This window comes from Pseudomonas peli (assembly GCF_050563605.1).
Taxonomy (GTDB): Bacteria; Pseudomonadota; Gammaproteobacteria; order Pseudomonadales; family Pseudomonadaceae; genus Aquipseudomonas; species Aquipseudomonas peli_A.
Map to the genome: position 1 here is coordinate 297,634 of NZ_JBNXUH010000001.1, position 13,402 is coordinate 311,035.

The following is a 13,402-nucleotide window of genomic DNA, read 5'->3' on the forward strand; positions in this document are numbered from 1 at the left end:
CGACTCATGGAACGAAAGAAGAGGAACAACGAATGTTCGCCCCCGCCAACCAGACTCATTTCAGCCTGACGCTCGAAGGTGTAAGCCACGACCTGCAGGTGCTCGAATTCAACGGTCGCGAGGCGATCAGTCAGCCCTTCGAGTTCGAACTGGAACTGGTCAGCGAACGTCCTGACCTGGATCTGGAAAGCCTGCTGCATCAGGCCGCCTTTCTCGCATTCGATCAGGCCGGCCACGGCATTCACGGGCAGATTTACCGCGTCGCCCAAGGCGAGTCCGGTAAACGCCTGACCCGCTACCACGTGACCTTGCGCCCACAACTGGCGTACCTGGCGCATCGCACCAACCAACGCATCTTCCAGCACCTGACGGTGGAGAAGATCATCAGCCAAGTGCTGCAAGAGCACGGCATTCAGGCCAACGCCTACCAATTCCAACTCGGCTCGATTTACCCCGAGCGTGAGTACTGCGTGCAGTACGACGAATCCGATCTGCACTTCGTCCAGCGCCTGTGCGAGGAAGAGGGTATTCACTATCACTTCCAGCACAGCGAACAAGGCCATGTAGTGGTCTTCGGCGACGACCAGCCGCCGTTCCCCAAGCTCGCTCCTACCGCTTATCAGCAGGACAGCGGCTTGGTCGCTGACAAGCCGGTGATTAAGCGCTTCGGCGTGCGCGTGGAAACCCGTTCAAGTCGGGTGACCCGCCGCGACTACGACTTCGAAAAACCCAAGCTGCTGATGGAGGCGGACGCCAAGAGCGCGTTCAAACCCGACCTTGAGGATTACGACTACCCCGGCCGTTTTGTCGACCGTGAGCGTGGCAAACACCTCAGCCAGCGCATTCTCGAACGCCATCGACACGACTTCGAACTGGCGCAAGGCGACGGCGATCAGCCGCTGCTGGTCAGCGGCCACTTCCTGGCGCTGACCGAGCACCCGCGCGCCAGCTGGAACGACCTCTGGCTGCTCACCGAAATCCACCACGAGGGCAAGCAGCCGCAGGTGCTGGAAGAGTCGGTGACCAGCCACACCGAAGTCAGCGATGGTTTCCAGCAGGGCTACCGCAACCGCTTTACCGCCACGCCCTGGACCGTGCTGTATCGCCCACCGCTCAACCACCCGAAACCGCGCATCCTCGGCAGCCAAAGCGCGGTAGTCACCGGGCCTGCGGGTGAAGAGATTCACTGCGACGAATACGGCCGGATCAAGGTGCAATTCTTCTGGGACCGTGAAGGCCAGGCCGACGACAAAACCAGCTGCTGGCTGCGCGTGAGCTCAAACTGGGCCGGCGACCGCTACGGTGGCATCGCCATCCCGCGTGTGGGCATGGAGGTGCTAGTCACCTTCCTCGAGGGCGACCCCGATCAACCGCTGGTTACCGGCTGCCTGTACCACGCCGAACACGTGGTGCCTTACGCCTTGCCTGCGAACAAAACCCGCAGTGTGTTCAAGACCCTCAGCAGCCCCGGCGGTGGCGGCTATAACGAGCTGCGTATCGAAGACAAAAAGGGCGCCGAACAGATCTACATCCACGCCGAGCGCGACTGGGATGAAAACATCGAGCACGACCAGAAAATCCGCATCGGCAACGAACGCCACGACACCGTCGAAGCCAACAGCTACAGCGAATTCAAAGCCGAGGAACACCGCACCACCCATGCCGACCGCAAAAGCGAGATCAAAGCCAACGACCACCTCACCGTCGGCAACAACCAGCACATCAAAATCGGCACCGGCCAATTTATCAACGCCGGCACCGAGATCCACCTGTCCAGCGGCCAGAAAGTCGTACTCGAAGCCGGCAGCGAACTGACCTTCAAAGCCGCCGGCAGCTTTATCAAACTCGACGCCAGCGGCATCACCATGGTCGGCCCAATCATCAAATTCAACTCAGGTGGCGCGCCGGGGAGTGGGTCGGGGGCGGCGCCTATTCGGCCGGGCAAGGTTAAGCCGGCGGATGCGGATAAGGCGGGCGAGTTGTTGATTCAGGCGCAGAAGCAGGCGTTGCAACGTGCCGCTCGCACTGCGCAGCCTATCTGTGAAATCTGTCAGGTATCGGGAGGTAAACCTTGAATTACCTGTTACTTGATGGCGCACAGATTGACGGTTTGCTGGGCCGTATCTACAGCTTGGAGGATTCGCCCTCGGTCCATCCGCTGTATCAACAAAGTGCCTATGAAACGTTGGCTGAAGTCGGCCCGGTGTTAGTTGCAGTCAGTCCTGCGAGTGGCCTAGAGCAGCACTTTATCCAGCACTGGCAGAGCAATGCGGGGATCTGGTTGGAGTCCGATGCTGGCGAGATGGTCCTTGTCGAGCATTTGCGCAGCTTGATTCATGCTCAGGTTGAGGGTGTCACCGTACTGCTGCGCTATTACGATCCACGCATTACCCGCTCCTGGCTCGGCCCGATGACGGCCAGTGAACGCGATGGGCTACTGGGGCCGGTGAGTCGTATTCGCTTGCCTGACGACACCGCTGAGGCTGGGTTGCAGCGGTTAAACCCACAATTCGAGTCGGCTCGTTATGCCGACACACCGTGGGTCATCCTTAGTCAGGAACAGCTGGAGCAGATGACACAGGCGAAGCAGGCAGATTTCGAGCAGCGCCTGTTAGCCCACGTACAGGAGTTTTACCCTGACTGTTTGCACAATCTAGATGCCAGCGGGCAGCGTGCCTGGGTGGCCAATTGTCGGGCCAGTGCTGCGCAGTATGGTTATTGCAGCGCCGCCGCTGTCACCCGTTGGGCGACCCTGCTGGCTGAGCTAGGCAGCGACTTTCCGAATGCCCCTGACCATGAGGCCTACCGAACTCTGCTCGCTCAACCAGGAAGTTTGCCAGCGCAGCGCCTGGATAATCTGATAAACGAACTACAGCGCCAACTATTGCGCACCGACAAGGAGTCAGTCGCATGACCACCTCACAGGATCGCGCCTGGCATATTGCCCAGGCCGATAAGGCCGCCCAACAAAATTTCGCCCAGGAAGATGTTGCCAGTTCCATGGCCACCTGCCCGGCACGCCAGGCAGACGTCTTTATCGTGCCGACGCGCTACGCCCTGGCCGAACAAGCCGCCGACCATCCGCGTTGCAAGCCTGCAGCCAGTAGCCAAAGCCATCCGATGGCCTTGCGCCGTCTGCGCACCGGTTACCTTTATCTGTGGCACCACGAAGGGCCACTCAAGCGCTTTGCAGTAGCAGCAGATGGTCTGTTGCAGGACCAAGGGCTGGACGATAGCGACGCCCGATTACCCACCGGCAAACTGGCCGGATTTGCGCTGAACAAGCAGCATGATGCTTGGCTGCTCTACAGTGAAATCCCTCTGACCAGCAGCAACCATCAACGCCTGTCCAGCGAGCCCGCTGAGCGACGTGCCCGCATGCGTCGCATCCAATTGAGTGAAGTCGCTCGTAGTCTGGATGCTAAACACTGCCCGGCACTGGACAGTGCCGAGCGCGTTGTCGCTGAACTGATGCCGGAAGTTCGTGACCAGGCCTTAGCCCACGACTATGCAAAAAACGGCGATGCCTACCGCGAAGGGGTGGACACCCTTGGCCAGCAAATGATGGACGAGCCTACGCCGGAGCGTGTCAACGCATACGTCAATGCGCGCACCTGGCTAAGTGAGCGCGAGCAGGCGGCGGGCCGTCATCCGCAAGCAGCAGAACAGCCACCGGGCGAGTGGAGCGTCGTCGCCTGGGATGTGCCTGCAACGGATACCTGGCTGGGCAAGGCGCGCGCTCAGGCAGCCGAACTGCATGCCGTATTTGCCAGCCTGGACGATGATCTGGGCGTATTGCGCGACCTGAATCATGAGCAAGGCATGGTCAATCAGCGCGAAGAAGACTGGGATCAGGAACATGCCCACAAAGGGATGATCGCCGGCTTTATCAACAGCCTGATCAGTGAAGACGGTGCAGAGCTAAGCAACCTGATCAACTACCGTTACCGTGATCGCGATATCCAGCTCACCCCGGAGCAGGGCGATATTCTGCTCAAGGCAAAGCGCGAACTCACCCCTTTGCTCGCCGAAGAGACCGAAGTCAATCAGCGTCAGCGCCACAAAATTGGCCATGCTGCCGCTGATGTACGAATTGCCGATATTCATCGCCGTGAAGAAGTGGTTCTGGCGCCTACCCGGGAATTCATTCCGCTGGATCTGCACGGGCAGTTGCAAGGTGTGGTCATGGCCTACCAGGCCAATAAGGTCCACAACATGACTGACGCCAAAAGCAGCGCTCAGGTTGCTGACCGTGTGCAATTGCCAAATATGCAGAAATGGATGGCCGAGGTCGCCGAGCCGCACCGCCAGTGGCTTTTTGCCCGCCGTGAGGTGCTTTATAACGACATGTCCACCTACCTGGCTCGCCATGGTGGCGCGCTCTGGTATGCCGATTACGACAACAGCGCACATTGCTCCTGGCTCAGTGAACTCAGCCTCAACAGCCTGAGTGCCTTATGCAGCAGCGGCCCCGGTACGCAACTGGCCGTTAATCTGTTGCGCGCGCCTTCGGTTGAACAACCCTTTAGCTTGCTGGCCAGTGGTTTTAGTCCTTCATTGATGGACCTGGCAGACCGGGGCACTGATGTTGAGGCAGCCCTCACCAGTGCCAATCAGGCGGCTATTGGCCAACTGATCGGCAGCCTGGTGGCCAGTGGTAAATATGCCTGGCTCAGTGATCTCGGCGGCCCAAGCGGCGCAGACTGGGGGCAAGCGGTGTCGCGGCTGTCTGCGGCCTTTGCTGCGTTGGAGGCCGAGCACCTGGCCAGTAGCGCAGCCCCGAGCAATTTGATCCAGCGCTTCCCCGATCCGCTACGTGCGCTGTTGGTGATTGTAAGACTGTGCTCGGACGGCGCCATCAAGGCCGGCAGCATGGGCTTTAGCCTCAGCGGTACGGTGGGGCAACGTCTGTGGGACTGGGGTCGGCTTGCCGGGCAAAATCTGCAGAAAGGCCTGACCCCGGCTGTCACCGGTATCAAGAGTTTGAACACCCTGGGTGGCGTGCTGCCACTGGCGGCTCTGCTACTGCATATGAACAACGTGCAGATACTTAACCAGCGCGACCAGGGGCGCGAGCATGATGAGGTGCGCAGCCGTGAACATCTGGCCGAAAACCTCAAGGTTGGAGCGGCGCTATCGGCCGTGATCGGTGCGGCGTGGGAGGCCACTGGGCGGGTTGAAATCAGCAAGTTCGGCGTTAAGGCACCTATAGTCACTCTGTTTGGTTTTACTACTGGTGTGCTTGCATTCTTTGCCAGTGCTACTGACTTAACCAAGCTTTCTGCGGAAATGCAGAAAGACGGTGCTTACTGGGCAGCCGACCACTGGGCAAGGCTGGGCCACGATAGCGCGGTAATGGGATTGATGAGCGCCCAAACCGGCCTGGGTGGTTATGCCACTTACATGGCGTTGACTGGGAAATGGACCACCGAGCAGGCTATCAAATGGTTTACCTTGCGCATCGTGCCAGTGAACTGGCTACTGCTGATTATTGAAGGGCTGTACCTGGCCTGGAATTATTTCAAAGACAGCGAGCTACAAACCTTCCTTGAGCAATGTTGCTGGGGGCAAAAGCGGCGCTGGGGCGATAGCCCGGCGCAGCGTAGCGAGGAGCTGCAAACCCTGATTGACCTGCTTTTTAAGCCCAAGCTATTGGCCACTGCGAGCCTGCATAGCCGCCAGATTGGCCAAAGTGATCACAGCATCGTGATCGAGAGTCGGACCGACAGTCTGCAACTGTTTCTACCGGGGGCCAATCCCGAACGTACTCAGCTGTATATAAAGCTGGTGGCCTTCGACAACCGCAACACCCCCACCGACTGTACCCGGCAGTGGTTAAGTAATCTGGAAAGCCAATGGCTGCCGATTCACCAGGGCATGGGCTTGCGCCTGAGCGGTGCACTGCCCAAGCGGGCCGACAGCCATTACTGGCAGCTCCAGGTTTTGTACCATAGCCCGTTGGCTATGCAGGCCGGCACCCTCGGCCCGCAGCAACTGGTGGTCGGCGGCGGCATGGGCCTGCGCTATATCATCCGCGGCACTGCAGTCGTTGAGCATGCCTCCAATGACGGCCCCTTGCTTATCGATAGCTTTAGCACCGTGCCAGTGAGCCCCGAGTTGCTTCAACCCAAGGAAAGCGAATGACCGAACAAGCCTGTGATACCAAGCAAGGCCTGCTCTGGAAACAGGAGCATCTAGCCCCATTGCCCATCCCAACAGGCCAGCCTGCCAGCGACCTGATGAGTATCATCTGGCGTAAAAATCAGGTGTTGTTGGATATCGGTAGTTTCTCCATGGGGGGGGGCTTTATCACCCTGCACTTAGGTACGTTTATATCGGTAATGATCGTTGCATACGTCGTCTCAACAGGCGACTACTGGGCTGCTCTCGCGTTATTTAGTGCTGGAGCAGGGCTTATGGGCACCCTCTGGTACTTCTTTATCAAACAGTGGCGCAAGCCACTGACCCCGCCGATTCGCTTTAATCGCCAGCGCCGCGAGGTCTGTATCACTGAACCCGATGGTAGCTACTGGTTTGTTCCTTGGGAGCGGGTGCATGCCATTGCCCCCAGTGCGCTCGGCCTCAATACCGGCGGCGCCAGTAAGCACGGTAGCCTGCTTCTGTGGTTCCCGCTCAAGGGGCAAGAGCACGAAGATTACGCCCCCGACAAGCAAGGCTGGGTGCTTATGGTCAATACCGGTGGCGGTATTTCCTCCATGGCGCAGTGGGAGTGTATTCGCAGCTTTATGGAGGTAGGCCCGGAGGCAATACCCGAACCGCTGGAGAACATTTGTGGCTTGAGCCTAAAACAGATTTTTTGGCGCGAGTTCGACAAGTCCTGCCAGGAAAGAGGGCTTTTTCTCACTGTGGTTTGGGAAATAGGCATCATGTTCCCTGTATTCAACCCAATGGGTGCCCATTGGATCACGCGTAAAAAACTCGCTCATATACCCGAGCTAACAGCGCCTGAAGTGATTGAGTGGTCCAAGCCCCTGCCGCCCGAACAATGGGCCAAGCGCTCGCCTGAGTTGGCAAAAGCTATCGTAGAGCGTGAGGCGGAACTGGCCGCTGCATGACCGAGTACGCCAGTGATCAGATAAATGTCATCTGGCGTTAATTCTCGGTTTTTTTGCGCGTAAATGCTTCGGCTTTATGACATTTCATACAGCGTCGCGAGCTTCACAGCCACAGCTCTTTGCCAAGACTTAATAGCGCCTGCTGGCCACATACCCTAAGGCTCTACCCCCTCCTGCAACAACTCCGGCCTCTCCCTCTGCAGCTTGCTCTGCAGCATTTCCAGCTGTTCCAGCGCGGCGCGGGCTTCGTCGAGTTCGCTTTGGCTGCGTTCGCCGGATTGGGCGGCTTGTTCGATGCGTTCGCGAATGGCAGGGATCTGCTGGATGCCGCTGGCGTAGGCCATGATCTGGTCGCGGGTTTGTTGTTCTTCGAAGGCGTTGTACTGCGTTGGGTCGGCCAGCTGTGCGACGGATGCGGGTTGGCGGGGTTTGAGCTGGCCTAGGGCCGGGCTGCGGGGGTCGCCTTGGTCGGCCATTAGCTGGATCAGCATTTGCGCTTCCTGGGCATTCAGTTGCGGTTCGCTGGGCGGCTCTTCCACAGGTTTTTCAGCAGGCGCCGGGATTGCTGCTGGTTGATGTGTCGACAGCGCGGCGGGCATCTCTGGCAAGCGAATGGCCTGGTTAGATGGCGTTGAGGATTGTGGCGCAACGGCTGGCGCGGTGTCGGCCTGGGGCGTGCGCACAACTACGATGGTCACCGCCGTGACCACGCCGAGCAGGCCGATGCCGAGCCAGGCCTTCATAGCCCTTCTACCTTGGCGTTGGCCAGCAGGGCGTCGACGCGGGCCTGGAAGGCTTGAGTCAGCTGCTCCTTGGCGACGGCCTGGTTGACCTCATAGCGCACGCTCGGATCGCTAAGCGGCAGTTGCTTATCCTCACGGCTGCGCACCTGAACGATTTCGAATGCGCCGTCGATCAGCATCGGCTGAGAAATGCTGTCCGCCTTCTGCAGCAGGGCGGTCTTGCGCAGAAAATCCAGCTGCGCATCCTGCGGGCGAATCAGGCCGAGGTCGCCGGGTGGCGTCTGGCTCTTGGTATTGGCCAGTGAGTAGCGGCGCACGGCGTCATCGAAGCTCAGCCCCTTTTGCAGTTCGGCATACACCTGATCGGCGATGGCTTGATCGGCCAGGCGAATATGGCTGGCCTGCACTTGGGCAACGTTCAGGTAGAGCTGCAGATTGCGCTGGTAGTAGGCCTCGGCATCCGCATCGCTGACCCGGCTGGCCCGCTCGCGCAGGCTGGCGGTTTCATGGTGGAAGTCATTGTGCAGGCCGAGCTGGTGCAGGTATTTGTGGCGGACGAGTTTGTCGCGCACCAGCTGGCGGATACCGGCCTGTTCGTCGGCGCTGAAACCCTTTTGCGCCAACTGATACCAGAGGTAGTCGCGCAGCGCTTGCTGGCGCACCTGCTCGGCCAGGTACAGCAAGTTGCCCTGCTGCAGTTCCACTCGGCCTTGCACGTTTTCACCTTGGTACAGCTCCAGCAGGTTCAGGCGTTGTTCGGCCTGACCGGGGAACTGCCAGCTGATCAGCTGCACCTGTGCGGCGGCGGCCTGTTGTTGGGGGCTCAATTGCAGGCTGTCGAGCACCACGCCCTGAGCCTGCGCGGTCAATACCTGGCGCAGGCGTGCGCTGCTCAGCGCTTGTGGTTGGCGCAAAAAGGGCCGTACATCGTGGTCGAACTGGCGGGCGTAGACTTGTTCGATCAGGTTGGCGGCTTCGCGCTCGACCAACGCATCCAGATCGCTGCGGTATTTGCTGCTCAGTTCGGCTTCCACTTCACGGGCCAGCAGGTGGTTTTCCGCCAGGCCTGTGCGCAGCAGGCGCAGGTCGGTATTGAATTTGACCCGGGTCATGGCCTGCTCCAGCAGGCCGATGCTTTTGCCGGGCAGGCGTTCACCGTTGATGCGCATGTCCTGGCTGCCCAGGGCTGACAGGCAAATGCCGGTCAGCCCCAGTACCAGCAAACTGCGCTGGATGATCGCGCGCACCTTACAGGCCACCCTGGCCGTAGAAGGTGTTGGCACCCTTGGTCAGCACGCTGACGGTGAGGGCGATGGACTCCGGAATCAGCTCCTTGGCAACCCGCAGACGGGTGGCGTAGCTGGTGTCGTACAGCGGCTCGGGGCGCTGATAGGCGACCTGGGCGGTCTGGGTCAGCAGATCGCGGATCGGCTTCTGTGCGTCATAGCTGCCGACCCGGTTGGCCACGGCGGCGATATTGTTCAGGCCTTCGCTGAAGTAATGATCGTCCACCCAGCCTTCCCAGCCGGAGTGGCCATTGCCCGACGTGACCCAGGCATGGTGCGGCTGCGCGACATCGCCGGTGGTGTGCAATGAGTAGCCGATGGTTTGCAGGGACGGCGCGTTCTTGAACTGATCGAACCAGTACTTGGCCAGGTTATCGATGGGCTGGAAGGCCGCCGTCTGGAAGTCGCCGTAGTGCGTCTGCCAGTTGGAGGAAGTGCCCTGGCGGTAATGCGCTTCGGTGGTGTCGAAGTCGCTCTTCTTCAGCTCGCGGTTGTACAGATAAACCATGGCGTACCAGTCAACGTCGCCGCTCCAGCTGCCATCCACCTTGCGGTAGCGGTAGTCGTAACCGCCGTGGTCGTTGCCGTGGGCGTCGCCCTGGCGGGCCATGTTGATAAAGTGCCAATAGGACGTGTAATTGACGATGGAGGCCGCTGCGCCATACACCGGCGCGTGCTCGTAGCCGACCCACCAGCCGCCCAGACGGGTGTCCTGAAAATCATCGACGTCGTAGGCCGCCTGGCCGAGGATTTCGCCGGCGCGGGCTTCGCTGCCGGCTGCGCCGACGTAGAACTGGTAGGCGCGTTTCATCTCAGGCGTGGCGTGCGCCGAGTTGAGGAAGGCCAGGGCGTCCTTGACGATGTTCTTGTGTGTAGGTTGCGACCAGGCGCTGGCGTGGCTGGCACTAAAAGCCAGGCCTAGACCAACGACCAGGGAGGTGAGGGTTTTCATAGGGAAGGCGCTCTTTTGTTGTTGGAGTTGAGCAGTATTAGCGGTCATTGATGGCAGAACTGTTGCAATGCCGCACGCCAACTTAAAGCCTATGTGTCTGGTTGCCTCAACCCAACTAAGGTTTAGTGGTATAGACCAATTATCTTGCGCGCCTTATGCCGCGCCGCTGTTTTTATGGTGCAAAGCCACCTGGATACTGAGGCATTGGCCACCTGAGCCAAGCTGCAGAGTGTGAGCCGTGTCTCGCTTTTGGGCTGCGCATATCACCGACAATGCCGCGCGGGCCGGGACGCCGCTGCCTCTCGGCTACTCCATTGCCTCAATCCTCAAGGACGATGACCATGAAACTGCAGTTCTCCCTTTCCGCGCTCGCGCTCGCCACCCTGCTTTCCGGCTGCCAGAACATGAGCCCCGACGCCATGCTTAGCACCGGGCTGCAAACCATGCAGGCTGCCACTCTCAGCGATGCTGAAGTGAAGAGCATGGCCGACGACGCCTGCGTACAGATGGACGCCCAGTCACCAATCGCGCCAGCCGATAGCAAGTACAGCAAGCGTCTGGAAACGATTGCCCGTAACCTCGGCAGCCAGGTCAACGGGACGCCGGTTACCTACAAGGTTTACCTGACTGACGAAGTCAACGCCTGGGCCATGGCCAACGGTTGCGTGCGCGTGTATAGCGGCCTGATGGACCTGATGAACGACAACGAAGTGGAAGGCGTGCTGGGCCACGAGATGGGCCACGTTGCTCTCGGCCACACCAAGAAGGCGATGCAAGCGGCCTACGCTACTTCGGTGGCCCGTGGTGCCATTGCCTCCTCCGGCAACAGTGCAGCAATGGCGCTGTCCAGCTCGCAATTGGGCGATTTGGGTGAGGCGCTGATTAACGCGCAGTTTTCCCAGTCTCAGGAAAGCGCTGCCGACAACTTCTCCTTCGATCTGCTGAAGCAGCGCAACATTCCGCTGCAGGGACTGGCCAGTGCTTTCGACAAGCTGGCTCAACTCGGCGGTGGCGACAGCAGCATGTTTGACTCCCACCCGGGCTCGGCCGAACGCGCCGCGCATATTCGCCAGCGCATTGCCGCCGGTAAGTGATCCATGAAGGGGCCGCAGCAGCGGCCCCATTTGTTTCAGGAGTCACCTATGCATAACCTATGCGCTCTGTTGATCTGTGCTTCTTTGCTACTGGCGGCGCAGGTAAATGCAGCTAGCAGCGATGAGTTGGATGCTCGCTACAATGACTGCTTGGAGACTAGCGAGGGGCTTACTAACAGCCTGGTCGCAGCCTGCGCTGAGGGGGTTTCGGATGTTGCGAAGAAACAGATGAACCTTACTTACCAGCGTCTCTACCTCAAACTGCAGCAAGCCTCGCCGGAAGATGCCCAGCAGCTCGAGGAGGCGCAGAAGGCCTGGCTGATCTATCGCAACGCGCATTGCGATATGCAGGGTAAGCACATTGGCTCGCCGATGTACTACACCTGCCCGATGGAACTGAACATCGATAGGCTCGTCGAGCTGGAATTTTTGCTCGATAACGGCGGCTAGAACTCCATCTTTCGCCCGGGGCTAACCCGCGGCAGATTACTCCCCCGCCATGTCCTGGCTGTGCAGCGCTCCGGTCTCGCTGCTTTCCAGCACCACATAGGCGCTGGCGCAGAACAGCGAGTTGAGGCGCTTCATATCGGCGATCAGCTCCATATGCAGAGCGCTGGTTTCGATGCTTTGCACCACCTGATGGTGCAGCCGGCTGACATGGGCGTGGGCTAGGCGGCGTTCCTGAGCGCGGAAGCGGCGTTTTTCGCGCAGCAGCTGGCGCGCGCTTTCCTTGTCGGCGGAGAGAAACACCGAGAGGCCCAGGCGCAGGTTGGCCAGCAGCTGGGCGTGCAGGGCGGTGAGTTCTTCCAGGCCGCTGTCCGAGAAGGAATGGCGCTGCGCAGTTTTCTGATCCTGCACTTTGCCGAGCATGCGTTCGATGATGTCGCCGGCCTGCTCCAGGTTGACCGCCAGTTCGATGATCTCCGCCCAGCGCCGGCTGTCGTGCTCACTCAATACTTCGCGCGGCACCTGCGCCAGGTAGAGTTTGACCGCGCTGTAGAGCGCATCGACATCGTCATCCAGGCGGCGCAGCTCCTTGCCCAGGGCGGTTTGCCCGCCACTCAGGACTTCCAGCAGGTGATTGAGCATGGTCTCGATCAGGTCGCCGATGCGCAGGGTTTCGCGCACCGCATTGGCCAGCGCCAGGCTCGGTGTGGCCAGCGCGGTGGGATCGAGGTGGCGCGGGCGGGCGATGCCGTTTTCGTCCGGGCGATCCGGCAGCAGCCAGTTGCAGAAGCGCGCCATCAGCCCGACCGTGGGCAGCATCAGCAGGCAGCGCAGGCTGTTGTAGAGCAGGTGGAAGGCGATCACCAACTCCTCGGGCCGCCACTTCAGGCTGTCCAGCCAGTTGGCCAGCGGATCGAGGAACGGCATCACCAGCAGCAGGCCAATCAGCTTGTACAGCAGGCTTCCCAGGGCCACTCTGCGGCCGGCCGGGGTTTGCAGGCTGCTGTTGAGAAAGGCCAGCACGCCGCTGCCGATATTCGCGCCAATCACCAGGCCGATGGCCACCGGCAGGCTGATCAAGCCGGCACCGGTCAGCGTCGCGGTAAGCAGCACGGCGGCCAGGCTGGAGTAGGAAATCAGCGCGAACAGCGCGCCGACCAGGGCATCCAGCAGCAGGTCGCCGGTCAGTGAGGCAAACAGCACCTGGATACCGCGGGTTTGGGTAATTGGCGTAGCGGCGGCGACGATCAGCTCCAGCGCCAGCAACATCAGGCCCAGACCGATGGCCACGCGGCCGAGCTGGCCGGCGCGGGTTTGCTTGCGCGAGAGAAAGAAGATCACCCCGAGGAAGATCAGCAGCGGGCTTAGCCAGCTCAGGTCTAGGGTCAGCACGCGGGCCATCAAGGCGGTGCCGACATCCGCACCGAGCATGATCGCCAGCGCTGGGGTCAATGCCATCAAGCCCTGAGCGACAAATGAGGTGACCAGCAGGGCGGTGGCATTGCTGCTCTGCACCAGCGCGGTGACGCCGATGCCGGCGGCAAACGCCAGCGGGCGCTTGCTGACGTTATGGCTAAGCACCTTGCGCAGGTGCGAGCCATACACCCGCAGGATGCCGGTACGGACGATATGGGTGCCCCAGATCAGCAGGGCGACGGCAGACAGAAGATTAAGCAGGGTGAGCATGGTGCTGCTCCCTGGCGCGTCAGCCCGGTTGCAGCGTGACGCGTGGTTTTTACTTGTTATAAAGGCCCATCTTGTAGAAGCGCAGACCCTGTATTTAGCTTTAGCTGGGGTTGGCCAT

10 protein-coding genes are annotated in these 13,402 nt (G+C 60.2%); 6 read left to right on the top strand and 4 right to left on the bottom strand.

Annotation, left to right across the window (positions count from 1 at the left end; genetic code table 11):
* The first annotated feature begins 32 nt into the window (after positions 1-32).
* The 4 genes from tssI to ACQ4LH_RS01415 are packed head-to-tail and all read left to right on the top strand — an operon-like array spanning position 33 to position 7,076.
* Positions 33-2,075 carry a type VI secretion system tip protein TssI/VgrG gene (gene tssI / locus ACQ4LH_RS01400; protein WP_430695542.1) on the top strand — a complete coding sequence of 681 codons (2,043 nt, stop codon included), beginning with the start codon at positions 33-35 and terminating at the stop codon, positions 2,073-2,075.
* Positions 2,072-2,914 (top strand): DUF4123 domain-containing protein, encoded by an 843-nt coding sequence (locus tag ACQ4LH_RS01405; RefSeq protein WP_430695543.1) that lies wholly within the window; start codon positions 2,072-2,074, stop codon positions 2,912-2,914. Before tssI ends, ACQ4LH_RS01405 begins: the two co-directional genes overlap by 4 nt.
* A complete protein-coding gene (locus ACQ4LH_RS01410) occupies positions 2,911-6,144 on the top strand; it encodes a toxin VasX (protein ID WP_430695545.1) in 3,234 nt (1,077 codons plus the stop codon). The genes ACQ4LH_RS01405 and ACQ4LH_RS01410 overlap by 4 nt, the downstream gene beginning before the upstream one ends.
* Positions 6,141-7,076, top strand: a complete 936-nt coding sequence (locus tag ACQ4LH_RS01415) for a hypothetical protein (RefSeq protein WP_430695547.1) — start codon at positions 6,141-6,143, stop codon at positions 7,074-7,076. The genes ACQ4LH_RS01410 and ACQ4LH_RS01415 overlap by 4 nt, the downstream gene beginning before the upstream one ends.
* A 155-nt stretch (positions 7,077-7,231) precedes the next feature.
* Here ACQ4LH_RS01415 and ACQ4LH_RS01420 read toward each other — a convergent pair whose 3' ends face one another.
* From ACQ4LH_RS01420 to ACQ4LH_RS01430, 3 genes are read right to left on the bottom strand one after another with little or no spacing between them, the layout of a single operon-like run.
* Positions 7,232-7,819, bottom strand: a complete 588-nt coding sequence (locus ACQ4LH_RS01420; RefSeq protein WP_430695549.1) for a hypothetical protein — start codon at positions 7,817-7,819, stop codon at positions 7,232-7,234.
* Positions 7,816-9,066, bottom strand: a complete 1,251-nt coding sequence (locus ACQ4LH_RS01425; RefSeq protein WP_430695551.1) for a peptidylprolyl isomerase — start codon at positions 9,064-9,066, stop codon at positions 7,816-7,818. The genes ACQ4LH_RS01420 and ACQ4LH_RS01425 overlap by 4 nt, the downstream gene beginning before the upstream one ends.
* Position 9,067: 1 nt before the next feature.
* Entirely contained in the window at positions 9,068-10,057 is a 990-nt protein-coding gene (locus ACQ4LH_RS01430; RefSeq protein ID WP_430695553.1) for a hypothetical protein, read from the bottom strand.
* 341 nt (positions 10,058-10,398) lie between these two features.
* Between ACQ4LH_RS01430 and ACQ4LH_RS01435 the strand changes: the two genes are divergently transcribed.
* Both ACQ4LH_RS01435 and ACQ4LH_RS01440 read left to right on the top strand, forming a co-directional pair.
* Positions 10,399-11,151: a M48 family metallopeptidase gene (locus ACQ4LH_RS01435; protein WP_430695555.1), complete on the top strand. Its 753-nt coding sequence runs from the start codon at positions 10,399-10,401 to the stop codon at positions 11,149-11,151.
* Positions 11,152-11,199: 48 nt separating this feature from the next.
* A complete protein-coding gene (locus ACQ4LH_RS01440; RefSeq protein WP_430695556.1) occupies positions 11,200-11,601 on the top strand; it encodes a lysozyme inhibitor LprI family protein in 402 nt (133 codons plus the stop codon).
* Positions 11,602-11,637: 36 nt separating this feature from the next.
* Here the strand turns inward: ACQ4LH_RS01440 and ACQ4LH_RS01445 are convergent, their stop codons facing one another.
* Positions 11,638-13,284, bottom strand: coding sequence for a Na/Pi cotransporter family protein (locus ACQ4LH_RS01445; protein ID WP_430695558.1), 1,647 nt, complete (start codon positions 13,282-13,284; stop codon positions 11,638-11,640).
* Positions 13,285-13,402 lie beyond the last annotated feature (118 nt).